The sequence below is a fragment of the Campylobacter concisus genome (assembly GCF_050447485.1).
Taxonomy (GTDB): Bacteria; Campylobacterota; Campylobacteria; order Campylobacterales; family Campylobacteraceae; genus Campylobacter_A; species Campylobacter_A concisus_BQ.
Genome location: NZ_JALMFY010000001.1, coordinates 631,563 through 655,882 on the forward strand (window position 1 = coordinate 631,563; position 24,320 = coordinate 655,882).

Consider the following 24,320-nt stretch of genomic DNA (forward strand, 5'->3'; position numbering starts at 1 on the left):
ACATGTGTGGAATCGTAGGATACATCGGAGATAAAGAGAAAAAAGAGGTCATTTTAAGCGGTCTAAAAGAGCTTGAGTATCGTGGATACGACAGCGCTGGCATGGCTGTGATGAGTGATGGCAAGATCGACTTCTTTAAAGCGGTCGGCAAGCTTGAAAATTTAGCCCTAAAGACAAAGGACTTTACATCAGAGGGTTTTGGCGTGGCGATAGGTCACACACGCTGGGCAACTCATGGCAAACCAACTGAGATAAACGCTCACCCGCACCTTGGCGAGCACTCATTTGTCGTTCACAACGGCATCATCGAAAACTACAAAGAGCTTAAAGATGAGCTTGAGGCAAAGGGTGTGAAATTTATGAGCCAAACCGACACCGAAGTGATCGTGCACCTTTTTGAAGAAATTTTAAAAGAGAAAAAAGACCCATTTAAGGCTTATGAGGCGACTATCGCAAAGCTAAGAGGCGCTTATGCGACGCTGCTTATCACCAAAACTGCACCTGATAAGATATTTTTCGCAAAAGATGCCGCTCCTATGGCGATAGGCAAAAGCGACAAAAAAGAGCTATATTTTGCCTCATCAGATGCCCCACTTATCGGCAACGCAACCGAAGTGGCATACCTTGATGATAACAACTACGGCTACGTGAGCTTAGACGAGATAGCTGTTTTTAAACACGGCAAAAAGGCTAGCATAACATTTAACGCACTGCCAAAAGATAAGAGCTATGCCCAAAAAGAGGGTTATACGTTTTTTATGGAGAAAGAAATTTACGAGCAAGGCGCAGTCGTATCTGAAACCATCATGGGCAGGGTTAAAAACCACAAAGTCACCCTTGAAAATTTAGACGATGAATACCTAAAAGGTATCGATGATGTCGTGCTTTGTGCGTGCGGTACGAGCTACCATGCAGCGCTTGTTGCAAGCTATCTTTTTGAAAGGCTTGCCAAAGTTAGAACAAAGGTCGAAGTGGCAAGCGAATTTAGATATAGAAAGCCTTATCTAAACAAAAACTCGCTCTTCATCGTCATCTCGCAAAGTGGCGAGACAGCTGACACTCTTGAGGCACTTAGGATAGCAAAAGAGGCTGGGCTAAAGACACTTGCAATTTGCAACGTCGATAACTCATCTATCGTTAGACTAGCTGATAATACACTTCTAACTCGCGCTGGCATCGAAAAAGGCGTGGCAAGTACAAAAGCCTTTGCTACGCAGATCATCGTGCTTTGGATGCTTGTGCTTCAAATGGCATCAGCAAAGGGATCTATCAGCAAAAAAGAGCTTGATCACGAGATCAAAACGCTTCTTCACATACCACAAATTTTAAATATAGATAACTCTTTGCAAGAGAAGCTTCACCGCCTAAGCAAGCACTATTTACACGGTCATGGCTTCTTCTTTATCGGTAGAGACATCTTCTATCCGCTAGCTCTTGAAGGTGCGTTAAAACTTAAAGAAATTTCATATCTTCACGCCGAGGGTTATCCATCAGGTGAGATGAAGCACGGACCTATCGCACTTGCAGATGAGAAGCTATTTACGATCGCTTTAATGCCTCAAAACTTACTATATGAAAAGACAAAGAGCAACGTCGAAGAGCTTGCTGCAAGAGATGCTTACATCCTAGCGATCAGCCCACTTGAGTTTGAACTAAGCGATGACTACGTAAAAACAAGCGTTCAAGATCACTATATGAGCGAATTTTTCGAGATGATGCTAGTGCTTCAGCTACTTGCACTTGAAATTTCCGTTAGACTTGGCAACAATGTCGATATGCCAAGAAACCTCGCAAAAAGCGTAACTGTCGAATAATTTATGTGGCTGGCATCTTGCTGGCCGCTTAAATTTTACTTTTATATTTTTATTTTAAAATTTAAGTTTTCACAAAATATTATTTTCTTATAATATTTGCACTTCTAATTACATTAAAAAGGATCTTCATGAAAAAGAGATTTTTAGCATCTAAGGTCTTTAGCAGCGTTGCCGCTCTTTGTTTATTTGCTGGATGCGCTAGCAGCAATAGCGGTGTAACTGGTGCCGCAGCAGGAGATACAGCCAAAAATGCCAACACGAAAATCGAGCGTTGCAGCCAAACGCTAGGAACATTGTCTTTTTACGAGGATCAAAGTAGCTCATGGTACTCATATCTAACTAGAGATTATCAGCTTGGCTCAACAGTGCCGGTGCTAAGGATCTTAGCTCAGCAAACTGGCTGCTTCGTCATCGTCGAGCGTGGCAGAAGCATGGATAATATGATGCAAGAGCGCGCGCTTGAAGCTAGTGGCGAGCTAAGAAAAGGCTCTAAATTTCACAAAGGTCAAGTTGTAGCGGCTGATTATACCATGCAGCCAGAGATCACATTTAGCAAAGAGGATACTGGCGGCATCAGCGGACTTGTAGGCGCTGTCTTTGGCAACGTTGCTGGCAAGGTAAGCGGAGGCTTTTCAAAGAGCGAAACACAAACATCTTTGCTTCTCATAGACAACCGCTCAGGCGTACAGATCGCTGGTGCAGTCGGTAGTGATAGCAACTTTGACTTCTTTGGCATGGGCTCAAATTCATTTTCACGTGTGAGCGCTGGACTTGGTGGCTACACAAAGACACCAGAGGGCAGAATGATCGTAAATGCCTTTATGGACGCGATGAACCAACTTATAGTCGCTCTAAAAGATTATAAAGTCCAAAATGTAAAAGGTGGTCTTGGCAAAGGCGGAAATATAAAAATAGGAGACTAAGATGAAATTTATAGCCATTTTGTTTTGTACATTTACGATGCTGCTAGCTGCAAACTATACTAAAAAGATAGAGATCGGGCTTTGCAAACTTATAAACGAAAGAGAAATGGCTAAATTTTATGGCGACACGAGAAACTACGACGCCCTTAGTAAAAAGATAGACGGATATAAATTTCGTTTTGGATTGAAAGATTTTGATGAGGATAGTTGCCGCATAAGTGGCTACTATCCTGTTGATCCAAACTATGCACCATATCCTCCTAACTACCGCCCATACTATCAAAATGAGTACGAAAGATTTGATAGATTTCAACGTGGTTACCGTGGAGACTACTATAATGATGACGACTACGATGATGGTTTTGATCGTGGTTATAGACGTGGCTATAAGGATGCCAGAAGAGATTATAGGCTAGGTAGATAATCTTATCTAGCCTTAACTTTAGCTGGCTCTTTTCTAATAAAAAAGTTTTTTACAAATAACAAATCAAAAGCAATGCATATATAAAATTTTACTGCTATAAACAAATTCGAGACATTAAGTATAAAATATAAAACCTGTGGATATGACAACATCCCAACTACCCAAATTTTTCTTTCAACAAAAGTGCAATAGACACCCTAGCAAATAGGATAGAGCAAAATCACGAAATTTTAAAAGAGATAACAAATAAGATCAACAGAAATGATCTTTTAAAAGCGCAAATTAACGCACTTGAAGATGATATCTTTTACTCATCTCTCGTAGAGGACGAGAGGCTAAAAAGATCAAGCATTCGCTCATCGGTAAAAAAGAGACTAGATAAAAATTTTGACTGGTTAGCCGACACTCATGCGACTAGACACAGTGATAATCTAGTCTCGCTAATGTGCTTGATGTAAATTTAAACAAAGCTCCTATGAACTTCGAGAGGCTACTTGGCTGACACAATGCCTTGTTTGAATATAGCCATAGCAAAATTTACAAGACAAAAAGAGCTAAATTTAGAGATGATGAGATGAGTGTCGTATCAGGTCCTTCAAAAAATGTGCAAATCCACTACGAAGCCTTGCCAGCAGAGCGCGTAGAGGATGAAATTTTTTAAATTTTATCAATAAAAGCTCTGAATACGAGCACCCTAGCGCACCTTTGGTTTGTGATCATCCATTCTTATGATGACGGCAACGGATGCATGGCAATGGCTTTGGCGCACTACTGCTTGGCTAGTGAAAGCATTAAGCCGCTTTCTATCTCGAGCATTATTTACGCAAATAAAAAAGTTTATTATGAAATTTTAGAGCAGACAACAAAGCTTGAAAATAATTCAAATTTTGACTTTACGGCATGGATAAAGTGGCATTTAGAGGCGGTAAATAGAGCCATAAGTCAAGCTATAAGCTCATTAAAAAGATAAAATTTCTATCAAAATTTAAGAGCCAAAGCCCTTAAATTTTATCTTTAGTTAGGATTTTTACGAGCTGCTCTTTGATCTCATCATCAAAATCACTAACACTTATCACGCCCCTGCTCTCACACATCTTGGCGTCGTTTACCTCACAGTAGCCACTTAGTGCGTTTTTGTATCCACCCCTTATGCAAGCCTCTCTATCCTCTAAAAATCCAGCCCCACCAAGGATGAGCACACCAAGATCAAAGCCGATCTTAAATTTCGCGCTCGCCGAGCTTTTTATCCAGCTTAAAAATATCTCATCATACCTTAGCCCAAGCGCTCCAACGCCATCTGGCACGACCAAGATATCCACGCCGTAAAGGCTCTCAGCGTAAATTTCAGGATGAAGCCTGACGCCAAATTCATCGACTATCTCAGGCTTTAGGGCGTAGGTTTTGATGTTAAAACCTTCAAATTTATGCAAAAAATCATAAATTTTGGCAAAGCTTAACAAATTTATCTTGTCAAACATCAAAATGCCAACTTTCATGTTAGCTCCTTTTAATGAAGTGCCTCATTTAGCTTGATCGCCCTTTTGCTCGCACTCGCAGTGATCTGCCCTGTTTGGCTATTTTGCCTAAAATGAAGTCCGTTTAGCCCGCCAAGCTCAAGTGCTTTGTAAATTTCAGCCTCAAATTTAAACTCTGGATTTATCTTAGCTAGCTTTTCGCGCTCGCTTACCGAGATATAGACCTTTGTGCCCTCAAGCACCGCTATGCCAGCATCCACGATGCAGTTATCACCAAGTGGCACGCCAGTGACTGAGTTTGCGCCAAGCAAGCAGTGTTTGCCGATACTTACAGGGTTGCCGTTTGTACCGCTTAGCACGCCAAGTATGCTAGCTCCGCCGCCAACGTCACTGCCCTCGCCCACTACGACAGAGCTGCTAACCCTGCCCTCGACCATCACGCCACCAGTCGTGCCTGCGTTAAAGTTGATGTAAGCAGCCCCTGGCATGACTACCGTGCCAGGATGCACAGCAGCACCCATGCGAACTTTGGCAGCGTCTAAAATTCTCGTGTTATCAGCTGGGATGATGTGACTTAAAAATCTTGGGAATTTATCCACGCTCACGATCGCTGGATACTCGCCAAACATCTTTAGAGAAATTTCATTTTCTCTTAGCCACTCAAGCTCGATCGGGATATTTTGGCTAGTCCATGCGACATTTGGTAGCACTCCAAATGCTCCATCAAGCACGATCGTCCTAGGTGCGACCTTGCCAAGTGAGATCAAGTAGAGCTTGAGATAGACGGCCTCCACGCTAAGTGGCTTTGCATCCTCAAACAAAAATACAAGCTTAAATTTATTCTCATTTAGCTCAAGATCGTCATCAAACGCCATCTTCACAGCGTGTAAATTCTCTACATTTTTATGTGATTTTACATCTTTTTCAAAGACACTAAAGAGCTTGCTAGCCTTCTTTACTACCTTTGGCGTAAGCTCAGCCACGAACTCGTGAGCGCTAAAATCAACCTCAACATCGCACTTTTGCAAAGCATAAATAAAGGCAGCTGCGCTTAAAAAGCTCTCTTTATAATTTACAACGGCGTAACTTGCCTGCAAAATTTTATCTGCATTTTTTTGTCCGCGATCAACTCTTGCGATGCCAAAAGCAACTGGATCTTTGTAACCATCTTTTTTTCTAAATTCTTCAAAAAATTCTTTAAATTCATTTGCATCTTTAAACTCTTTAGACATCTTTTCTCCTTTAATTTTTTTCTTAGTCTAGCCAAAAATGGCTAAAAATTTTATGATTTTAAAGCATTTGAGTTTTTGATAAATTTATAAATTATAATAATGATTAATCTTATCATAAATAAAATAGAAATAAAATGGCACAAATTTTACAAGGAGAGAAAATGCCAAATTTAGCTACCAAACCAAAATTTGCCTTAGCTGCGCTGATCGGTTTAATCGCTGGCGTAGTTTCGGCTTTTGTTAAATTGGGCGCAGAAGTGCCGCTTCCACCAAGAAGCCCCATGGATATGTTTAACGCAGTTTGCGGGCCAGAAAGCGCCATCAGAGTAGCTGATGCGATCGACTGCTCGAGAAATTTCTTAAACCCGCCTTATGTATTTTTGAGAGATTATGTCGGTATCGCCGATCCAAACGCTGCTATCTACGAGTTTGCAGGGCATGCCTTTAACTACGTGATGCTAACGCACATCATATTTTCAGTCGTTTTTGCCGTTGGCTACTGCCTCGTGGCTGAGAAATTTCCAAAGATCACGATGTGGCAAGGCGTGATGGCGGGCATTTTAGCAACTATCGCAGTTCATGGTATCTCACTGCCACTTCTTGGCCTCACTCCTCCACTTTGGACACTTCCTTGGTATGAGTACGTCTCTGAGCTTGTAGGTCACATGGTCTGGTTTTGGTCGATAGAAATCATCCGCCACGACCTAAGAGCTAGAATCACAAAAGAAAAAGATCCTAGCGACTGCTGCAACGCTTAGCTTATAAATTTGCTATTTTGGGCGCAAAATCTAAGACAGCAAAATTTAATCATTTAAAAAACTCTAGCGCGCCAATACCTAAAAACAAAATTTTCATCATTTTTGCAAAGCTTGAAAAACTTAAATTTATATAGCTTTTAATGCATAAATTTAAAAATTTAAGCACTTAGCACTCACTACTAAGCTCTAAATTTTCTAAACGAAGCGGCTTTTCATCCTCAAAAATCACCCCTATACCATAAGGCTCACAGATATCAAGCGCACCCTCGGCAAAGCTCATCAACCACTGCTTATCACGCGCATAAAAAGTGCATTGCGGCGAGCTAAAAGGCAGGTCACAAACTGGTACGTCAAGCAAGCTAAGCTCATCATCACTCAAACAATGCTCTCGCCTAAGCTCATCTTTTAAAAAGACAAGCGCCTCTTTTATGTGTTGGTCGATATTCTTGGCAATTCGCTCTGCTAGCAAAGTAGTCTCATCGTCCACGCCAGTCTTGTCTTTACAGACAAGGCAAAACGGCACTTCTCCAAAGCTCTCGCTTTTTAGCTCCAGCTGCGCGTACCAAATAAAACCATCATCTACCGCGACTTTTTCAAGCTCGCCAAATTTCAAAGTCATTTTTTATTCTCATTTTTGTGATTTTGCTAGCCTATTATGCAAAAGGCTAAATTTTAAGTATGTTTGTCGTAGGCAAAAGGGCTCAAGCGCCCAACACTTGCAAGTTAGAGCTAAATACTACCTTTAAATTTGCTGTATTAGGCGCAAAACATAAAACAGCAACTAAATTTAGCTCACCGCTTAAAAGCAGAATTTCTCATCAGTGCCATTTTGCTTGCGCATAGCTTTAAAGTTAGCAAGATTGTCTTTGTCTAAAAAGTAATCTTTCTCTTTTTTATTGCGGGCTTCAAGCTTTTCTATGCCTTTTGCAAGGGCTGCTTTTCTATCTTCGTGAGGCGAGCTAAATTCTGGTGAAAACATCGCTTCATAGGCATTTTTCTTAGTCCATTCAAGTGCTTTATCAGCGATCTCTTGTTGTTTTTTTATGTCGCAAAATGCATAAGGATTGACCACGTCACCAACAAGCTTCATAAACGCCCCTATCGCAGCCACCACGTCAGTAAATTTCTCGCCCTCCATGTCTATAACACCTCTTAGCAAGATCGCGCGATTTTTTGCCACGTAAAACCAAAATACCGCATCATCGCGAAGTCCAAGATCATAAGCGCGAGCTGAGAGAACAAAAAGAGTTATCGGACTAACTAACTGTGGAGCGTCCTGCACGATCTTTTCTGCCTTTTTAAAGTCCTCTACTTTGCCACTTTTTAAAAACTCATCTATCTTGTCATAGACCTTGACATATTCCACCTTGCCAGCGTTTGCTGAGTAGTAAGGCGTGACGTAGATGTCGATACTTCTTACTTTGCCGTCGTTTGCAAAGCCACATACCGCTGTAAAAAGTAGCATCGAAAGCAGTGATAAAATTTTCATTTTAGCTCCTTGGTTTAAAATTTTTATTATTTTAACTAAAAGCAGTTGAAAAGTTTGGGATAAATTTAAGAAAAAGTCCGCAAATTTAAAGCGGACTTTGAATATTAGTTTTTAAAACTATGAATAGGTGCTGGAATTTGTCCGCCACGAGCTATGAAATCAGCACTTGAGGCTTTATTTATCTTCATCACAGGCGCTCTTCCTAAAAGGCCACCAAACTCGATCATATCGCCCTCACGTCCAAGAGGTATGATACGAACAGCTGTTGTTTTTTGATTTATAACGCCGATAGCCGCCTCATCAGCGATCATCGCAGCAATGCTTTGGCTTGGCGTATCTGCAGGTATAGCGATCATATCAAGTCCCACCGAGCATATCGCCGTCATCGCTTCAAGCTTTTCTAAATTTAGCGATCCCGCGCGCACCGCAGCTATCATGCCCTCATCTTCTGAGACTGGGATAAACGCACCGCTTAAGCCGCCCACTTGATTGCACGCCATGACGCCACCTTTTTTAACCGCGTCATTTAGCAGGGCAAGTGCCGCAGTCGTGCCGTGCGTACCGACAGCCTCTAACCCCATCTCCTCAAGCACTCTAGCCACCGAGTCGCCCACAGCAGGCGTTGGAGCAAGAGAGAGATCAACGATACCAAATTTCACCCCAAGGCGCTCGCTCGCCATTTGACCAACTAACTGACCGATACGAGTGATCTTAAATGCCGTCTTTTTCACAGTCTCAGCCACCATGTCAAAGCTCTCGCCACGCACCTTTTCAAGCGCTCTTTTTACGACGCCTGGGCCTGAAACGCCGACGTTTATCACCACATCAGCCTCGCCCACGCCGTGAAATGCACCAGCCATAAAAGGATTGTCCTCGACTGCGTTTGCAAAGACAACGAGCTTTGCACAGCCCATCTCTGAAGCTGCCGCCGTCTCTTTTATGATGCGTCCCATGTCACGCACTGCGCTCATGTTTATGCCACTTTTTGTTGAGCCGACATTTACACTTGAGCACACTTTTGCGGTTTGTGCTAGTGCTTGCGGGATAGAATTTATCAAAATTTCATCGCCCTTTTGATAGCCCTTTTGAACCAAGGCCGAAAAACCACCTATAAAATCAATACCAACTTCAATAGCCGCCCTATCAAGCGTCTTTGCGATCATCACGTAGTCTTTTGCATCCGTTGCGGCGCCGATTATCGAGATGGGCGTCACACTCACTCTTTTATTGACGATTGGTATGCCTAGCTCAGCGGAAATTTCGTTACCCACTCTAACTAGATCTTTGGCTTTAGTGGTGATTTTTGCGTAAATTTTGTCGCAGGCTTTGTTGATGTCAGGATCGATGCAATCAAGCAAACTAATGCCCATCGTGATCGTTCTGATGTCAAAATTTTGCTCCTCGATCATCGAGATCGTTTCAGTTACGTTTTTGATATCCATCTTTTGTCCTTAAATTTTGTGCATAGCATCAAAAATGGCTGAGCTTTGGATATTTATCTTTACTTTTAGGCTCTCTCCAAGTTTATCTAGCTCCGCTCTTAAGGCTGTAAAGTCCTTGTTTTCATCGCTTGAAACCACCGCCATCATCGTGAAAAAGTCGCTCAAAATAGTCTGGCTTATATCATCTATGTTTAGCCCTAGCTCGCTAAGCTTTGCTGAGACGCCAGCAACGATGCCAACTCTATCTTTTCCGACTACGGTTACGATCGCTTTCATCTTTTCTCCTGTTAAATTTTAAATTTATTATATAAAGTGTATTTTGGCTCCAAAATTTAAGCCCTACATCAAGCAAAGCCAAATTTTGGTAGCCAAATTTTATCTTTTACAAATTTACTTCGAGCAAGCACTCTTGCCGTCATTTACTGGCTGGATCGCTGAATTGTCAGCCCCGCCACCGTTATTTATATTTTCTATTATCTCCCAAAGCCTTGCAGCTGCGCTCTCATAGCGTTTTGCAGTGACTGAGTTTGGCTCGTAAAAGCTCACTGGCTTGCCACTATCGCCGCCCACTCTAACAGCTGGCTCGATAGGAATTTCGGCTAAAATTTGAGTGTTGTAAGCCTTTGCCACCTCTTCAGTCGTGCCTTTGCCAAAGATGTCATACTCTTTGCCATTATCTGGGCAGATGAAGCCACTCATGTTCTCGATGACACCAGCGATTGGGATGTGAAGCTTCTCAAACATATCAATCGCACGTTTGCTATCGTCAAGTGCTACTACTTGAGGCGTTGTGACGCATACACCTGCCGTTACTGGCACGCTTTGAGCTAAAGTTAGCTGCGCGTCGCCCGTTCCTGGAGGCATATCGAGAAACAAGACATCAAGCTCACTCCAAAGCACGTCTCTTAGCAGCTGCTCGATAGCTTTCATGATCATCGAACCACGCCAGATAAGGCTCATGCCCTCTTCCATCAAAACGCCCATACTCATCATCTCCACACCGTGGCTTAGTATCGGCTTTAGCTTGTTGCCAACGACTTGTGGCTGGGTATTTACTTCGCCAAGCATTCTTGGGATGTTTGGTCCGTAGATGTCAGCGTCTAAAATTCCCACTTTTTTGCCTAGTTTTGCCATTGAGATGGCTAAATTTAGCGTTGTGGTTGATTTGCCAACGCCGCCTTTTCCTGAGCTTACCATTACGAAATTTTTAACTTGTGGCGCGATATTTTTGCCACTTTGAGTGTTACTTTTCTCCTCAGGCATCTTTGGCTGGATCAAATTTAGCACGTACTCGTTTGAGCCCATAACACGTTTGATGTCCGTTTTTAGCTCGTTTGCCACCTCTGGGCTTGAGCTAACGATCTCGACTTCGATTGTAATTTTCTCGCCGATCTCCACGTTTTTTACAAAGCCAAAGCTAACTATATCCTTCTCAAATCCCGGATATATGACACCTTTTAGTCTGTTTAAGACCTCTTCTTTATTTAACATTTTTCTCCTTTTTCTAGATCTTTTGAAATTTTATATGCACAAAATTTTGGTCCGCACATCGAACAAAAATGAGCACTCTTAAACGCATCTTCTGGCAAGCTCTCATCGTGAAGCTCTCTAGCCTTTTTTGGATCAAAGCTAAGCTCAAACTGCTTGTTCCAGTCAAATGCATACCTAGCATCACTCATCGCATGATCTTTTTCGATGGCTCCAGCTTTGCCAAGCGCGACATCTGCGGCATGAGCTGCTATCTTGTGAGCTACGATGCCCTCTCTTACGTCATTTTCATTTGGCAAACCAAGGTGCTCTTTTTGCGTCACGTAGCAAAGCATGCTAGCACCGTGATATGCTGCCATCGTGCCACCAATCGCTGAAGTGATATGATCATACCCCGCGCCGATATCGCTAACAAGCGGCCCAAGCACGTAAAATGGGGCGTCATGGCAGAGCTCTTGTTCGATTTTCATATTATACTCAATTTGATTTAATGGCACATGACCAGGGCCCTCTATCATCACTTGCACATCTTTTTGCCATGCACGAAGTGTAAGCTCTCCAAGCACCTTTAGCTCGCTAAGCTGTGCCTCGTCTGTCGCGTCATAAAGGCAGCCTGGGCGAAGTCCGTCGCCAAGCGAGAGCGAGACGTCGTATTTTGCGCAAATTTCTAAAATTTGATCAAAAATTTCATAAAATGGATTTTGCCTATTTAGCTTTGACATGTAGCTCGCGCTCAGGCTGCCGCCCCTGCTAACTATGCCCATTTTACGCTTTTTAACAAGCGGCAAAAACTCACGCAAAAAGCCAGCGTGTATCGTAAAGTAACTAACCCCTTGCCTTGCTTGCTTCTCCAGCACGCTTAAAATTAGCTCATTTGTGATATTTGTAACCTCTTTTGCCTCTTTTAAAATTTCATACATCGGCACTGTGCCAACTGGCACACTTGAGTGCTCAATAATAGCGCTTCTAATGGCGTCTAAATCGCCGTCCGTGCTTAGATCCATAACCGTATCAGCGCCAAATTCTAGGCAAATTTCAAGCTTTCTAAGCTCTGTGCAAATGTCACTACTTAGGCTTGAGTTGCCGATATTTGCATTGATTTTTGTCTTTAGCTTTCTGCCTATGCCCATAGGCTTTAAATTTGTGTGATTTACGTTTGCTGGGATGATGATGCTGCCTTTTGCCACCTCATCCATCACTAAATTTTCACTCACTCCCTCGATCTTTGCCACATAGCTCATTTGCTTTGTGAGCTCGCCTCGCCTAGCATAGTACATCTGCGTCTTTTCTCTCATGAGTAGCCTTTTAAAAATTTATAAAAAAGCTAATTTTAGTCCTTTTTATATTTGAACTAACTAAATAAATCTAAATTTCTACTCTTTTTTAAAAAGATTTTTTCAAGTTTTAGAATGTATAATTCCGTAACAATCTTCAAAGGAGCTACCTTGCTTGATATCTCACTTATAATGCTTGGAGCTGGAAATTCCAGCCGTTTTGAGCTACCTGTAAAGAAGCAATGGCTTCGTATAGGCAATGACCCACTTTGGCTATTTGCCACTAAAAATTTGAGTAACTTTTACACATTTAAAGAGATAATAGTCGTTAGTAAAGAGTGCAAATATATGTCTAAATTTGCTCCAAACTATAAATTTGTTGATGGCGGCGAGACAAGACAAGATAGCCTAAAAAACGCGCTTGAGCTACTAAGTAGCGAATTTGTCCTAGTTAGCGACATCGCGCGCCCTTGCATATCAAGCGAGCTCTTTCACAAGATCATCGAGGCAGCCGCTCAGGCTGACTGCGTGGTCCCTGCACTAAAGATCGCTGACACTGCCTATCTTGGCGAAAACGCAATCGATAGAGAAAAAGTAAAACTTATCCAAACGCCGCAGCTCTCGCGCACAGCACTTCTTAAAAAAGCTCTTAGTAGCGGAGAAATTTACACAGATGATAGCTCGGCTATGAGAGCCATTGGCGCAAGTGTTTGGCACATTTTGGGCGATGAGATGGCTAGAAAGATCACTTTTAAAGAGGATCTTGCCAAAATTTCAGCCCTAAAAGCACCAGAAAATGAGGTCTTTGTCGGCAACGGCTTTGACGTGCATGAGTTTGAAAAGGGCCGTCCGCTTGTGCTTTGTGGCGAAAAGATCGACTATGAGTTTGGGCTAAAGGCGCACAGCGACGGCGATGTGGCACTTCATGCACTAACAGACGCTATCTTAGGAGCTGCTGGGCTTGGCGACATAGGCGAACTTTTTCCTGATACGGACGCTAAATTTAAAGATATTAGCTCCATTTACTTGCTTGAGGAGGCATATAAAAGGGTGCAAAGTGTGGGCTTTGTGCTAACAAACGCTGATATCACGATAATGGCGCAAAAACCAAAACTTTCAAAGCTAAAATCAAAAATGGAGGCAAACATCGCGCAGGCTTTAAATTTAAGCCGCAGCCGCATAAATGTAAAGGCGACGACGACTGAGGGGCTTGGCTTTGTCGGTAGATGCGAGGGGATCGCTGTCATGGCAAGTGCGAGCCTTAAATTTTACAACTGGACACAAATATGAAAATTTTAATAGTAGAAAATGAAATTTACCTAGCTGGCTCGATGGCTAGCAAACTAGCCGACTTTGGCTACGACTGCGAGATCGCAAAGAGCGTCAAAGAGGCTTTGAAATTTGAAAATTTTGACGTAGTGTTACTTTCTACCACACTCCCAGGGCAAGACTTCTACCCAGTCATAGAGAAATTTAAAAGTTCTATCATCATCTTACTCATCGCCTACATCAACAGCGACACCGTGCTAAAACCGATACAAGCGGGCGCGGTGGATTACATCCAAAAGCCATTTATGATAGAAGAACTTGTTAGAAAGATAAGACATTTTGAAGAGTTTAGAGGCTTTAAAAACGAGATCAAAAACTACGAAAACTATATAAATTTCGCCCTAAAAGACTACGAGATACCTTATTTTGAAGCTAAAAAGATCAAATTTCCACTTCTTTTAAAATCAAGCAAAAATGGATACAGCGATAAATTTATCTTTAACTATGTAAAGGCAAACAAAACGCCATTTTTGTTTTTGGGCAAAGCCTGTTTTAGCGAGCTTGAAAAAACACTTGCTCAAAGTGGCAACGAGCTAATATACATCACAAATCTTGAAGAGCTAAAAGATGATGAAAAAGAGAAAATTTTAGAGCTTTGCAAAAAGAAAAAAGTAGCTATCCAAACTAGCGATTTTGCGCAAAGTGCGCCATTTGACGAGCTTGAACTATCCATCCGAGATAAAAACTTTGACATCGGCGAGATCGTCACGATCGATGAATATATAAAATATATCATCGTTAATTATCAAGATAAATTCCCCGACACCGAGCTAAGCAAAAAGCTTGGAATTTCTAGAAAATCACTTTGGGAAAAGAGAAAGAAATATGACGTCAGCAAGAAAAAATAGTGAAATTTCTATAAACACCGAAGTTTACGGCGCCTTAGAGCTTATCAAAAACAAAATTCTCTCAAATTTTAGTGCCCTGATGAACGATGAGCAGATCAAAGAGGTGGCAAAAAAGGGCTACTTTAACGGCGAACCGATGCCCTACTCTTTTGGCTTTGCCCCATTTGGCGAGATCAATCAAAATATCGCTAGCAAGCTGCATGCTGGGCAAAGAGTAAATTTAAATATGGACGGCAAGATCGTTGGACACATCGACGTGACAAAGGTCTTTAAATTTGACGAGAGCATGCGAGCTAAAAATATATTTTTAGCAAATGAATCAAACAGCGAAATGTCGCTAAATTTAGGCAAATACGGCATAAGTGGCGAGTTTGAGCTATATGACGAGAGCCTGCAAATAAGCAAAGATGCGCTAAATGAGCTGATAAAAGAGAGTGACGCCAAGAAAATAACGGCTGTCTTTTTAACAGCTGATCCATTTAACCGTGCACATGAACGCCTAGTTAGGATGACCATCGACAAGGCCGATCTCGTGGTCGTTTTTCTGGTAAGAACGCGCGAAGAGAGGCACATCGACTATGAGATAAGAAAGCAGGTGCTTGACTTTTTCAACCAAAACTACCTGCCGACAAAAAAGGTCTTTGTTTTCGCACTAAAAAACACAACTCTTTTTAGTTCGCATGCCAACCCAACGCTTGAATGCATCGCGGCTTCAAGGCTTGGCGCAAACAAGCTAGTCATCGGACAAAACCACTCGGGCATCGGCATGTTTTTTGACCACAACGAAGCTCACACAATCCTTGACATCTACAAAAACGACCTAAATTTAGACGTGATCGTCCTGCCTGAGCTAGTTTATTGCAACAAGTGTAAGACGCTAGTTAGCACCAAAAGCTGCCCACACGGACAGCACCACCAGATCAAATACCACCCAGACGTGATCAAGGAGTTGCTATTTAACGGCATAATGCCACCAGCCATACTAGTAAGGCCTGAAATTTCAGCGCTCATCTTAAGCAAACTCTATGTAAATCGCTTCAAAGACATACAAAAGCTCTGCGACGATCTTTTTGTAAATTCTGGACTGCTTGAAAATAAGACCGACCGAGACTTTTACGAGGAGCTCATGAAGCTCTACCAGACATCATCACTCACTTAAGGAAATTTATGCAAAAGCTATTTTTGACATTTTTTGGATTTGGACTTTTACCAAAGGCGCCTGGCACTTGGGGCTCGGTGGCTGGAGCTGTGGCAGCTTATTTTGTGTTATATTTTTTCTCATCTACCACGCTTTTACTGGCTAGTATTTTGCTGTTTTTGGTGAGCATTAGTGTTATTGATGATTTTGAAAAAAAGGTAAATTCGCACGACGAAAGCTTTATCGTGATCGACGAGGTTGCTGGCGTTTGGCTTGCTATCGCCATTAGCGGAGCGACGATCTCTCAGCTAGTTCTCTCACTCGTGCTCTTTAGGGCGCTTGATATCAAAAAACCATCGATCATTGGCCGGATCGACCGCAACGTAAAGGGCGGACTTGGCGTTATGGGCGATGATATGGTCGCTGGATTTTTCGCTGGTATTATTAGCGCGATGATATATGGTGTGGCTATGAAATTTGGCGTAGTTTTGCCGTAAGCCGAGCTAGCTATCTTGCTGGCTCTTTTTAAATTTAGCTCTCTCTGCTCTTTTTCCATTTTAAAAATTCATCCCACTCTTCTTTTGAGACTAGAACTTTGTCGCTAAAATTTTTCTCATCCCTGCCTGCAAATTTCTCTTTGTCATAATTTTTTCTAAAGACGATCATATTATAAAGTGAAAATTTTAGCTCTTCAAAAAGGCTTAAATTTTTGACATTTTCAGGGGTTATCTCATTGCCATTTTTGTCACGTCCTTTGCCACCTAAAAATAGTAGATAAAGAAATGGGGTCATGAAGTTAAATCTTAAAAGTAACGCCAAGAAGCAGTTTATAAAGCCGTGATTGTATTTAATGCAAATATAAAAACCAAAAACAGCATAAAGTGCCATTATAAAAAGTATGGCGTAAAATATATAAGATAGCACTTCATCGTTTGAAACGCCTAAATACTCGCATACCGCACAAAAGATAGCTACAAAGATGGGAAATATCACGAGTGGAAAGATAAGATGTAGTCCAACTAGGTCAAATTTACTCAGATAGACTTTTATATTTCGCCTGCCAGCAAAGATCATCAACAAAACAGCTAGCACTATCGGCAAAAAGACTAAACTAGCATAGAGATCATTGATGTCCAAATTGCACTCCTATTTTTGCTTTGTAAATTTGAGTTTTGCTAACGACGTTTTGCGTTCTTAAATTTAAAAAAGCTAAATTTACCTGCGATTTTTGCGGTTTTCTATGCCTATCCTCTCGCTATCTTCGATCTCTGCAACATAGCTTGGATTTTTCTTTTTAGCCTCTTTGTCTAAAAAGCTAATAAGCTTTGCATCGGCATTTTGATGAGAGCAGATTAGGATTATAAAATTTATGTAGTTGCTAGCTTCTTTTGGAGCGACCTGATTTTTTTTCACTGGTATTATAAATTTCTCTCCAAAAATTTGTATAAGCTCAAAAAGCTCGTTTTTGCTTAGAGTTTTATCACCAGCAAGTTCTTCAAGCTTTTCGATCGTGATCTCCTCTTCGCTCTCAGGCTCTAGCCCTCTTGCCAAGACTTGATGATCTTTGTTTTTTAACAAAAGATAGACTAGCGCGCAAATGGCCACTATAAGCAAAAAAACAAAAAAGACTATCAAGCCTTTAAGAAGCATCTATAACCTTGTGCAAAGAGAGCGTTTAGTAAATGCAAGAACGCTCATCGCTATCATAATGGCGATGCTTATCCAGACAAAATCAGGCACAGGAAGCGGATCTCCAGCTGCGTATGAGTGCATGCCAGCTAGATAGAAATTTACCCCAAAATAGGTCATTATGATCGACCAATAGGCAAAAAATGATGCAACAGCAAATGCGTATTGATTATTAAGCTTTGGTATAAATCTCATGTGAAGTACTGCTGCATAGACAAGGATCGAAACTAGCGCCCAAGTCTCCTTGCTGTCCCAGCCCCAGTATCTACCCCAGCTCTCATTCGCCCAAACGCCACCTAAAAAGTTTCCAAGCGTGAGCAAGCTAAGACCTAGTATCATCGCCATCTCATTTATACGCGTTGCTTCAGTGATATTACGCGCGATCTCAGCATTTGGCTTTTTCTTATTTTGCAAGATGATAAGTAGCAAAGTAAAGCCACCAAGCAGCGAGCAAAGACCCAAAAATCCATAACTTGCAGTTATGATAGAGACGTGGATAGTTAGCCAGTAGCTCTGAAGCACAGGCACAAGTGTCGTGATCTGCGGATCCATCCAGCTAAGGTGTGCGACAAATAGCGTAACACCAGCCAATATAGATGTAAGTGCAAGTGCGATCGGACTACGTTTTGCAAAGATGATGCCAGATAGACCAAGCGCCCAAGCGATATAGACCATCGACTCGTAGGCGTTACTCCAAGGGGCGTGCTCAGCTATGTACCAGCGAAGACCAAGTCCAGCTGTGTGCGCGAGAAAAGCTAGTAAATTTATAATATATACAGCTTTAACTATGCCATTTATCTGCACTTTTGGTGCTAGCATCTTAACAAAAACAAATAGTAAAAGCGCAAGTCCAGCCAAAAGATATATCGGTGTCAAGCGGTCAAATACTTGAAATTTATTAAATAAAATTTCTATGTCTATCTTTTTCTCGCTTGGCATGACGGCAGAGCCGTATTTGTGCTGATAGGCTGAAATTTTCTCAAGCGCTGCGTCCGCCTTGCTCCAGTCATTATCCTTTGAGGCTGCATCAACAGCTGAGAAATACTCTCTCATCATACCAACGACTAGCTCAGCCTCTTTTGGCGAGAAGTACATCATCGCGCTAGCTGGCGAATACCAAGAATTTGACGGATCGTCTTGTTTTGGGAAAATTTTGAAAATTTCACCGATAAATATCATATAAAATACATTTAGCCTCTCGTCGATCTTTATCACATCCTTGTCAAATGTATTGCGTGAGCCTGGGTGTTTGCGGTTTGCTATCTCGGCAAATTTTGTTAGTTTATACTCACTTCCACCATCTTTTGTCGCTTTAAAAAATTCATCAAAGCTTGCGTATCTTGCATTCTCATCGACGCCTAGCTCTTTTTTAAGCTCCTTGCTTTGGCCAAGTGCGATGATCTTCTCATTTCGCCAAAAATCAGGCGTTACCATTATAGAAAGCATCGCTTGGTTTGAATTTAGGCTACCTATGCTCTCGCTTCTATGAATTTTGTTTAAAACCTCTTTGCTAAGCGTATCAAATGGCTTCATCCTACCATCTGGACTTTGCACGATAAGCCTAGCAAGCTTGTCTGCATGCTCTTTGCTGATATGCGGCAAGAAGTCCTCTGCCCTTAATGAGCTAAAATTTAAGCCCAAAAGTAAGACCGCTATGAGAGTAGCTACTTTTTTACCGCTTTTTGTTGATTCATTATCTATTAGTTTAGCTAGCTTTCTAAAGCGGCTGTTAGGATTTATGACATTTAGCAAGAAGCCAAGACCTAGCAAAAAGTAGCCGATATATGTCGGGATCTTGCCTGGGTCTTTATTGACAGAGAGGATCGTACCTTTCTCGTCAGTATCGTATGAGCTTTGGAAAAATCTATATCCATCATAATCAAGCACGTGGTTCATATAAATTCTATAATCAAACCCTGGATCATTTGTGCCATCTTTTACCACAACCTCACTTGAGTAGCTCATAGGCGAATTTGAGCCAGGATATCTTTTTAGCTCAAAGTCTTTTAGATAGAGGCTAAATGGAAGTTTTATCTGCTGAGCTCCCCATAAAGCGTTAAATTTCTGTCCAGCCACAGCGATACGTGATGGCTCCATTAGGTTGTAAAATACATGCATCTCTCTACTCTCACCTTTGTAGTTTAGCTCAGCTATCAACGCATTAAACTCGCTATCCTTTGAACTAACTAGCTTTCTTGTGGCGTGCGCTGAGACTAGCCTTGGGGCGAAATTTATATTTGAGATAGTATATAAGCTGCCTGTGCCAAATTCATTCACACTGCCAGCTTTTAGCTCAGTTTTTGAGCTATCTGCCATAGTAAATTTTGAAAGATTGACATTTGAAGTAACTGTGAAATTTCCATCATTTAGTCTAAAAAGAACATATTTTTTATTTTCATCTGGCTTAGCATTAAAGATAAAGCTGATATCTCCAACCCTCGCCTCTTCTTCTTCAAGTAAAAATATCTCTTCGCTTTCGCTCTCGTTTGATACTACAAACTCAACGACAGGCTTTCCGCTATCATCATTTACAAATTTATAACTTGCATTTGGCACAAATTCTTTAAATTTTAAACTGGCCTCACCGTCTGCTGTTTTTAGCTTTAGATCAAAGCCTTTTTTAACATCAGCAAGTCCTAAAGGCATAGCCGAGCTGATCTCCTCACCTTTGTCGTTAAGCGCTGTTAAATTTATATACGAAACCTTCGTGCTAACAACGTTTGAAGCAGTGTTTTCACGTATATGCATATCAGCTTCAAAGCCAAGGTATCTTGTGATGCCAGCACCGATTAAGATGACGATAAAACCTATGTGAAAGATAAGTGATGGGAGTTTTTTAGGATCGATTAGGTTGTATCTAAAGATGTTAAAGGCTAAATTTATACCAAGAAGTAGTTGAATGAGCGCAAACCAGCCAGCCCCATAAACATAGTACCAAGCTGCTTCGGTGCTGGTTTTGCTCTCTATTATTGTGGCGGCTCCACTAGCTACGGCAAAGATTATCATCAAAACGATAGCTGAGCCCATACTTAAAAATAATGTTTTTGGATTTAACATCTGCTTCCTTTTATTTATATTGTGGCAAAGCTACCGAAGTGAAATTTATCTTAAATAACTGCCCTGCTTTGTTTCGGTTGAAACTGGTTTATTTTCGTTTGTATCTTGATCTGCAAGTGCATCTTTGCCTTTTAGATAAGCTAGTATTGCACCTAGATCATTGTTTGAGACGATCTTAGCTTGGTTTTGCATAACGTTTTTACCGCTACCACCAAAGCTTGAGTCACTTCTATAAGAGATGATGCTATCTTCTATATCTTTAGCATCCATGTTTTTAAGTGGTGTTGAGCCAAATGGTCTTTTGTCTGCGCTTTCGCCATGGCAGCTAGCGCATTGTTTCTCATAAAGCTCTTTTCCTAAAGAGACACTATATCTACCTTTTCTATCAACGCCAAATTTTAAAATTCTATTATCTTTATAGCGTCTTGGATCTTCATCGACATAGACATTTACTTTTTCATTTCTGTCATTAGCCTGCTTTTTTGCCATTTCAGCAAGCTCTTTACCAAACTCGCCACGAGCTTCTATATAATAAACCTGAGAAGCTGCAAAGGCATTTGCCACCAAAAAACACGCCAAAAAAGAAATTTTGATATTTTTCATGAGTTTCCTTGAAATTTTGCTCTAAATTTAAAAATCCCGGATCAGATTGCTCCGACCCGGGATTATATCATAAGTTGATTAACTAGCTATGAATTAGAATGAGTACTTAGCTTCAAATCTAAATTTGTCAGCTTTGTTTTTATCTCCGTCATGCTCTTTTTCTGTTTTAAAGGCATAGAATGAGCTAAATTTCAACTTTTTGTTGTATTGATAAGCAAATCTTGGAACAAATTCCTCAACTTTAGTCTTCTCATCTGTTTTGTAACTACCTTTGATATAATCTAAACCAGCTGTAAATTTATCAAATGTATATGCACTTGTTGCATAGAAGTAACTACCCTTACCTTCTGCACGTGTCCAGTCAAATACATCTTCGCCAGCGTCGATTAAGCCACCTTGATCTTCAAATGTAAATGCTGAATATTTACCATCTTGATAGTTTTGAGTTTTGTAGCCAATATAGCCAGCAGCTAAATCAAGACCAAATAGTGAAGTTGAAAGTTCGCCAGCATAGAAGTTACCATCATCGTAACCAAGAGCATTTTTTGCACTTGTATCAGCTTGGCTATGTGCATAATTAATTCTTGCACCTAAAGATATATCGTTAGTTATAGCAAAATTTCCTGAAACATCAGCTGCAAGAACATCAGCTAGGTTAGTTAATGTGCCATACCATAGTTGGAAGTTGATAGGATCGTATGAACCAGCAATACCAGCTGCATATAAGTTACCAACGTCATAAGTACTCAAATAACCAGTAGCTTTATATAGATCTCCACCACTTTCAACATCATCACCCTCAAGAGCATCAAAAGCTAATGCTGTTAGAGTAAGACCTTCGATGTCTTTATTTTCCACTCTTACGCCTGTACCAACTGCATCATCAGTAAAGTATGAACCGATGACTTGCTTACCAGCTGTTATAGTAGTACCGCCGATCTTATAGCCAAGATAGAATTGGTGAACACCAAATCCTTTAGTTGTATTTGTTTTATCTGTACCAGCGCCAGCGTTATCACCTGATCCATCAGTAGCATTGTATCTTAAACCAACAACGCCAAAGAAGTTATCATCGATAGCAGCTTTAAAATTTGTGATCATTTTAAAGTTATGACCAGCTTTATTTCTATCTTGTGAAGGTGTTGCTGAAGCATCAGCACTCTTATTTCTAGTATTTGTATATCTATATCTTGCAAATCCTGAAAGATCTACGTTTTTTATAGCTTCTTCAAGTGGAGTTGCACTTGCAACGCTTGAAAATGCACCTAAAGCAACCAATGCAGCTAAACTAATTTTTGTTAGTTTCATTTTTTCTCCTTTTAAGGTTTTGTGATGACGATTATAATCAATAAATTTTAATATGAAGCTTAAAAAATCATAAAATTTTGCACTTTTGTTACCGATTGTTTACCGATTTTGACCAAAAAGAGGTATATTTTGATAATTTATCTTTCACAAATGAGACTTTTAAAATGGGAATAAAAAGAAAAAGGGGCCGTTGCTTTGCCCCTTAAAAGGAGTTCTAGTTTTGATTGCTGATGAAATTATATATGCTAGCAGTAAATCAACGGTAATCTAAAAAGAAATTTTCTCCTCTTTTGGTACTTCGATATTCGTTTTTATATTTTTTCTTTTAACGACTACTTCATTTTGCGGTTTTCTTATGCCATTAAATGCACCTCTGGAGCCACCCTCTTTTATAAGAAGCATATCTATGAGCTTATCTGTGTAAAAAGTCGCATAGACAAGATCGCCCTTATCGTAATAATATCTGTTTGCACAAAAATTTGCTTTGTTTAGTTTGTGATTTTTCACATCGCTGGCTACTATCTCGTAGCAGTATTTCGAATCTTTATAGCTGACATCTTTTATGAAGCCTTTGATGGAGCTTTTTGCGGGCGCAGTTTTAGTAGCTTGCCTTGGTTGCTTGCGGACTGGTGGATTATCATCAAAAAATGAACATCCCAAAAACATAGTGGCTACTGCTAGAGGAAGTAAAATTTTAGCTTTCATCTTTTCTCCTTAATATAAAGAGCAAAGTATAGCTTTTAAGATTAAATAAAATTTGCGAGTTTTTAAAATTTGAGTTTTGTGCTTACATTAATATATTTAAATTTCTTGGGAGAGCTCCCAAGAAATTTAAGCTGATACGTTTAAGACGTTACCACCAAGCTCGGCGATCTTTTTGTCAAGCGTCTCAAGCGTCTTTTCGATAGTTTTTTGTGAAATTTCAGGTAGCTCTCCGCCCCAAATTTTCTTTGCGTCCTCAAAGCCCTTTGCAACGCCCTCTCTACCAGCTTTTAGCTTCTCTACATCATCACCTGCGCCATTTAGCACAAAGCCAGCTATCCTCTCGGCTGTATTTGCAATGCCAAAAAAGCCATTTTCACTAACTAGCTCACTCGCCTCATCACCACTTAGCTCTCCTAGAGATTTGCCATTATAGCCAATGCCTGCTAGATCAAGTCCAGCTAAAATATCTGATAAATTTTCAGGTACGTTAAAGCTTAGACCGCCTTGTGCTAGTAAATTTGAACTAGCATTTTGAGTAATATCTTTTTGATACTGCAAAAAATAGCTATTTGAGATATCTTTTGCGCTTAAATTTGAAACCTCAGGCTGCTTTTTAGAAACCTCTTTTTCATCTTTGTGAAGTAAAATTTCTGATTTTACATTTTCTTTTACGCTTGAAGTGTTATATGAACTTGCGATTTGACTGATTTGCATATTTGGCTCCTCTAAGTTTATAAAAACTATATCGCCAAAAAGTAGAATTTATTTAGGATAAAGCGGGAGAGCTCCCGCTGTGATTATTTGCCAAGTGTTGCGTTTAGCATCCAGATGGCTTTTTCAAATTTCGCTATTTGATCTTGTGCGTACATCTGAGTTGTTGTGTCGCCCTCTGCAAGCTCATCAAGCTTTTTAAACTCACCTAAAAGGTGCTTGTAATCAGCCAAAACAATATCCAAAACTTCAGTTGGAGTGTAGCTCTCTTTTGGCTCGTGCTTGATGTGAGCGACTTTTGCTAGCTCCTCAGCCTTGACAATAGGTCTTCCACCAAGCATAAGAGCTCTTTCAGCCACATCATCAAAAATCTCGCTCATATCCTCATAAGCTTTTTCTGTGTACTCATGGACACTAAAAAATTGAATACCTTTTACATTCCAATGAAGATCGTGAAATTTAATGTAAAGTGCATTCGCATCAGCTTGAATTGTGTTTAACTGTAAAATAACTTTTGACATTTTTGTCTCCTTCTTTATTGTTTAAATGTGATGAAATTATATGTAGTTAGAGTTAATCACTGGTTAATCAAATAATAAAATTTATTATTTAG

Annotated in this window: 26 protein-coding genes and 1 pseudogene; 11 read left to right on the plus strand and 16 right to left on the minus strand. The window is 40.6% G+C overall.

The features are described from left to right. The first annotated feature begins 2 nt into the window (after nucleotides 1–2). The 6 genes and pseudogenes from glmS (at nucleotide 3) to MTT29_RS03235 (ending at nucleotide 4,131) form a co-directional block, all read left to right on the plus strand. Nucleotides 3–1,814: a glutamine--fructose-6-phosphate transaminase (isomerizing) gene (gene glmS / locus MTT29_RS03210; RefSeq protein WP_429799745.1), complete on the plus strand. Its 1,812-nt coding sequence runs from the start codon at nucleotides 3–5 to the stop codon at nucleotides 1,812–1,814. 128 nt (nucleotides 1,815–1,942) lie between these two features. After that, the gene (locus MTT29_RS03215; protein ID WP_012001529.1) at nucleotides 1,943–2,737 is read left to right on the plus strand and encodes a CsgG/HfaB family protein; all 795 of its coding nucleotides are present in this window, start codon (nucleotides 1,943–1,945) and stop codon (nucleotides 2,735–2,737) included. A 1-nt stretch (nucleotide 2,738) separates the two neighbouring features. Then, nucleotides 2,739–3,161: a gamma-glutamyl phosphate reductase gene (locus MTT29_RS03220; RefSeq protein WP_148787445.1), complete on the plus strand. Its 423-nt coding sequence runs from the start codon at nucleotides 2,739–2,741 to the stop codon at nucleotides 3,159–3,161. A gap of 158 nt (nucleotides 3,162–3,319) precedes the next feature. After that, a pseudogene (locus MTT29_RS03225) lies at nucleotides 3,320–3,619 on the plus strand (DUF4172 domain-containing protein); the annotation flags it as partial. A gap of 53 nt (nucleotides 3,620–3,672) precedes the next feature. Continuing rightward, a complete protein-coding gene (locus MTT29_RS03230; RefSeq protein ID WP_159070867.1) occupies nucleotides 3,673–3,822 on the plus strand; it encodes a hypothetical protein in 150 nt (49 codons plus the stop codon). 87 nt (nucleotides 3,823–3,909) lie between these two features. Continuing rightward, complete coding sequence (locus MTT29_RS03235; RefSeq protein ID WP_429799746.1) at nucleotides 3,910–4,131, plus strand: hypothetical protein; 222 nt, start codon at nucleotides 3,910–3,912, stop codon at nucleotides 4,129–4,131. A gap of 31 nt (nucleotides 4,132–4,162) precedes the next feature. On the opposite strand, the gene MTT29_RS03240 is transcribed toward MTT29_RS03235, so the two are convergent. Together MTT29_RS03240 and MTT29_RS03245 are read right to left on the minus strand one after the other, a co-directional pair. Next, nucleotides 4,163–4,657, minus strand: coding sequence for a hypothetical protein (locus tag MTT29_RS03240; RefSeq protein WP_429799747.1), 495 nt, complete (start codon nucleotides 4,655–4,657; stop codon nucleotides 4,163–4,165). A gap of 11 nt (nucleotides 4,658–4,668) precedes the next feature. Further along, nucleotides 4,669–5,868 (minus strand): tetrahydrodipicolinate N-succinyltransferase N-terminal domain-containing protein, encoded by a 1,200-nt coding sequence (locus tag MTT29_RS03245; RefSeq protein ID WP_429799748.1) that lies wholly within the window; start codon nucleotides 5,866–5,868, stop codon nucleotides 4,669–4,671. Between the two features lie 161 nt (nucleotides 5,869–6,029). On the opposite strand from MTT29_RS03245, the gene MTT29_RS03250 reads away from it, so the two are divergent. Beyond that, on the plus strand, nucleotides 6,030–6,626 hold the full coding sequence (locus MTT29_RS03250; RefSeq protein WP_429799749.1) for a YagU family protein: 597 nt from the start codon (nucleotides 6,030–6,032) through the stop codon (nucleotides 6,624–6,626). 166 nt (nucleotides 6,627–6,792) lie between these two features. Here the strand turns inward: MTT29_RS03250 and MTT29_RS03255 are convergent, their stop codons facing one another. From MTT29_RS03255 to thiC, 6 genes are all read right to left on the minus strand, one after another. Continuing rightward, entirely contained in the window at nucleotides 6,793–7,245 is a 453-nt protein-coding gene (locus tag MTT29_RS03255) for a hypothetical protein (RefSeq protein WP_429799750.1), read from the minus strand. 180 nt (nucleotides 7,246–7,425) lie between these two features. Next, nucleotides 7,426–8,115 (minus strand): cytochrome-c oxidase, encoded by a 690-nt coding sequence (locus tag MTT29_RS03260; protein ID WP_429799751.1) that lies wholly within the window; start codon nucleotides 8,113–8,115, stop codon nucleotides 7,426–7,428. A gap of 104 nt (nucleotides 8,116–8,219) precedes the next feature. Further along, complete coding sequence (locus MTT29_RS03265) at nucleotides 8,220–9,557, minus strand: PFL family protein (protein ID WP_429799752.1); 1,338 nt, start codon at nucleotides 9,555–9,557, stop codon at nucleotides 8,220–8,222. A gap of 9 nt (nucleotides 9,558–9,566) precedes the next feature. After that, nucleotides 9,567–9,833: an ACT domain-containing protein gene (locus tag MTT29_RS03270; RefSeq protein WP_002939508.1), complete on the minus strand. Its 267-nt coding sequence runs from the start codon at nucleotides 9,831–9,833 to the stop codon at nucleotides 9,567–9,569. 114 nt (nucleotides 9,834–9,947) lie between these two features. Beyond that, entirely contained in the window at nucleotides 9,948–11,048 is a 1,101-nt protein-coding gene (locus tag MTT29_RS03275; RefSeq protein ID WP_429799753.1) for a P-loop NTPase, read from the minus strand. Continuing rightward, nucleotides 11,042–12,340 (minus strand): phosphomethylpyrimidine synthase ThiC, encoded by a 1,299-nt coding sequence (gene thiC / locus MTT29_RS03280; RefSeq protein WP_429799754.1) that lies wholly within the window; start codon nucleotides 12,338–12,340, stop codon nucleotides 11,042–11,044. The genes MTT29_RS03275 and thiC overlap by 7 nt, the downstream gene beginning before the upstream one ends. A gap of 150 nt (nucleotides 12,341–12,490) precedes the next feature. Here thiC and MTT29_RS03285 point away from each other — a divergent pair, with 150 nt between their 5' ends. Genes MTT29_RS03285 through MTT29_RS03300 form a run of 4 tightly spaced genes read left to right on the plus strand, consistent with a single transcriptional unit; the run spans nucleotide 12,491 to nucleotide 16,131 of the window. Then, on the plus strand, nucleotides 12,491–13,609 hold the full coding sequence (locus MTT29_RS03285; RefSeq protein WP_429799755.1) for a bifunctional 2-C-methyl-D-erythritol 4-phosphate cytidylyltransferase/2-C-methyl-D-erythritol 2,4-cyclodiphosphate synthase: 1,119 nt from the start codon (nucleotides 12,491–12,493) through the stop codon (nucleotides 13,607–13,609). Next, nucleotides 13,606–14,496: a response regulator gene (locus MTT29_RS03290; RefSeq protein WP_429799756.1), complete on the plus strand. Its 891-nt coding sequence runs from the start codon at nucleotides 13,606–13,608 to the stop codon at nucleotides 14,494–14,496. Before MTT29_RS03285 ends, MTT29_RS03290 begins: the two co-directional genes overlap by 4 nt. Further along, a complete protein-coding gene (locus tag MTT29_RS03295; RefSeq protein WP_429799757.1) occupies nucleotides 14,474–15,655 on the plus strand; it encodes a sulfate adenylyltransferase in 1,182 nt (393 codons plus the stop codon). The genes MTT29_RS03290 and MTT29_RS03295 overlap by 23 nt, the downstream gene beginning before the upstream one ends. Before the next feature lie 8 nt (nucleotides 15,656–15,663). Then, nucleotides 15,664–16,131, plus strand: coding sequence for a phosphatidylglycerophosphatase A family protein (locus MTT29_RS03300; RefSeq protein WP_429799758.1), 468 nt, complete (start codon nucleotides 15,664–15,666; stop codon nucleotides 16,129–16,131). 34 nt (nucleotides 16,132–16,165) lie between these two features. On the opposite strand, the gene MTT29_RS03305 is transcribed toward MTT29_RS03300, so the two are convergent. From MTT29_RS03305 to MTT29_RS03340, 8 genes are all read right to left on the minus strand, one after another. Continuing rightward, entirely contained in the window at nucleotides 16,166–16,771 is a 606-nt protein-coding gene (locus MTT29_RS03305; protein WP_429799759.1) for a hypothetical protein, read from the minus strand. 78 nt (nucleotides 16,772–16,849) lie between these two features. Then, on the minus strand, nucleotides 16,850–17,284 hold the full coding sequence (locus MTT29_RS03310) for a fatty-acid--CoA ligase (protein ID WP_429799760.1): 435 nt from the start codon (nucleotides 17,282–17,284) through the stop codon (nucleotides 16,850–16,852). Continuing rightward, nucleotides 17,285–20,380, minus strand: a complete 3,096-nt coding sequence (gene ccsA / locus MTT29_RS03315) for a cytochrome c biogenesis protein CcsA (RefSeq protein WP_429799761.1) — start codon at nucleotides 20,378–20,380, stop codon at nucleotides 17,285–17,287. A gap of 45 nt (nucleotides 20,381–20,425) precedes the next feature. Continuing rightward, nucleotides 20,426–20,983 (minus strand): c-type cytochrome, encoded by a 558-nt coding sequence (locus MTT29_RS03320; RefSeq protein WP_002941036.1) that lies wholly within the window; start codon nucleotides 20,981–20,983, stop codon nucleotides 20,426–20,428. A gap of 93 nt (nucleotides 20,984–21,076) precedes the next feature. Continuing rightward, on the minus strand, nucleotides 21,077–22,291 hold the full coding sequence (locus MTT29_RS03325) for an OprD family outer membrane porin (RefSeq protein ID WP_103598915.1): 1,215 nt from the start codon (nucleotides 22,289–22,291) through the stop codon (nucleotides 21,077–21,079). A gap of 267 nt (nucleotides 22,292–22,558) precedes the next feature. Continuing rightward, on the minus strand, nucleotides 22,559–22,996 hold the full coding sequence (locus MTT29_RS03330) for a hypothetical protein (RefSeq protein WP_429799762.1): 438 nt from the start codon (nucleotides 22,994–22,996) through the stop codon (nucleotides 22,559–22,561). Nucleotides 22,997–23,122: 126 nt separating this feature from the next. Continuing rightward, nucleotides 23,123–23,710 carry a hydrogenase-4 component G gene (locus MTT29_RS03335; RefSeq protein WP_429799763.1) on the minus strand — a complete coding sequence of 196 codons (588 nt, stop codon included), beginning with the start codon at nucleotides 23,708–23,710 and terminating at the stop codon, nucleotides 23,123–23,125. Nucleotides 23,711–23,793: 83 nt separating this feature from the next. Beyond that, nucleotides 23,794–24,228, minus strand: coding sequence for a Dps family protein (locus MTT29_RS03340; RefSeq protein WP_429799764.1), 435 nt, complete (start codon nucleotides 24,226–24,228; stop codon nucleotides 23,794–23,796). Nucleotides 24,229–24,320 lie beyond the last annotated feature (92 nt).

Bases quoted from the DNA above. Each gene is read 5' to 3' on its own strand.
- glmS (WP_429799745.1), top strand. From the start codon at position 3: ATGTGTGGAATCGTAGGATACATCGGAGATAAAGAGAAAAAAGAGGTC.
- MTT29_RS03215 (WP_012001529.1), top strand. From the start codon at position 1,943: ATGAAAAAGAGATTTTTAGCATCTAAGGTCTTTAGCAGCGTTGCCGCT.
- MTT29_RS03220 (WP_148787445.1), top strand. From the start codon at position 2,739: ATGAAATTTATAGCCATTTTGTTTTGTACATTTACGATGCTGCTAGCT.
- MTT29_RS03235 (WP_429799746.1), top strand. From the start codon at position 3,910: ATGGCAATGGCTTTGGCGCACTACTGCTTGGCTAGTGAAAGCATTAAG.
- MTT29_RS03240 (WP_429799747.1), bottom strand. From the start codon at position 4,657: ATGAAAGTTGGCATTTTGATGTTTGACAAGATAAATTTGTTAAGCTTT.
- MTT29_RS03245 (WP_429799748.1), bottom strand. From the start codon at position 5,868: ATGTCTAAAGAGTTTAAAGATGCAAATGAATTTAAAGAATTTTTTGAA.
- MTT29_RS03250 (WP_429799749.1), top strand. From the start codon at position 6,030: ATGCCAAATTTAGCTACCAAACCAAAATTTGCCTTAGCTGCGCTGATC.
- MTT29_RS03255 (WP_429799750.1), bottom strand. From the start codon at position 7,245: ATGACTTTGAAATTTGGCGAGCTTGAAAAAGTCGCGGTAGATGATGGT.
- MTT29_RS03260 (WP_429799751.1), bottom strand. From the start codon at position 8,115: ATGAAAATTTTATCACTGCTTTCGATGCTACTTTTTACAGCGGTATGT.
- MTT29_RS03265 (WP_429799752.1), bottom strand. From the start codon at position 9,557: ATGGATATCAAAAACGTAACTGAAACGATCTCGATGATCGAGGAGCAA.
- MTT29_RS03270 (WP_002939508.1), bottom strand. From the start codon at position 9,833: ATGAAAGCGATCGTAACCGTAGTCGGAAAAGATAGAGTTGGCATCGTT.
- MTT29_RS03275 (WP_429799753.1), bottom strand. From the start codon at position 11,048: ATGTTAAATAAAGAAGAGGTCTTAAACAGACTAAAAGGTGTCATATAT.
- thiC (WP_429799754.1), bottom strand. From the start codon at position 12,340: ATGAGAGAAAAGACGCAGATGTACTATGCTAGGCGAGGCGAGCTCACA.
- MTT29_RS03290 (WP_429799756.1), top strand. From the start codon at position 13,606: ATGAAAATTTTAATAGTAGAAAATGAAATTTACCTAGCTGGCTCGATG.
- MTT29_RS03295 (WP_429799757.1), top strand. From the start codon at position 14,474: ATGACGTCAGCAAGAAAAAATAGTGAAATTTCTATAAACACCGAAGTT.
- MTT29_RS03300 (WP_429799758.1), top strand. From the start codon at position 15,664: ATGCAAAAGCTATTTTTGACATTTTTTGGATTTGGACTTTTACCAAAG.
- MTT29_RS03310 (WP_429799760.1), bottom strand. From the start codon at position 17,284: ATGCTTCTTAAAGGCTTGATAGTCTTTTTTGTTTTTTTGCTTATAGTG.
- ccsA (WP_429799761.1), bottom strand. From the start codon at position 20,380: ATGTTAAATCCAAAAACATTATTTTTAAGTATGGGCTCAGCTATCGTT.
- MTT29_RS03320 (WP_002941036.1), bottom strand. From the start codon at position 20,983: ATGAAAAATATCAAAATTTCTTTTTTGGCGTGTTTTTTGGTGGCAAAT.
- MTT29_RS03325 (WP_103598915.1), bottom strand. From the start codon at position 22,291: ATGAAACTAACAAAAATTAGTTTAGCTGCATTGGTTGCTTTAGGTGCA.
- MTT29_RS03330 (WP_429799762.1), bottom strand. From the start codon at position 22,996: ATGAAAGCTAAAATTTTACTTCCTCTAGCAGTAGCCACTATGTTTTTG.
- MTT29_RS03335 (WP_429799763.1), bottom strand. From the start codon at position 23,710: ATGCAAATCAGTCAAATCGCAAGTTCATATAACACTTCAAGCGTAAAA.
- MTT29_RS03340 (WP_429799764.1), bottom strand. From the start codon at position 24,228: ATGTCAAAAGTTATTTTACAGTTAAACACAATTCAAGCTGATGCGAAT.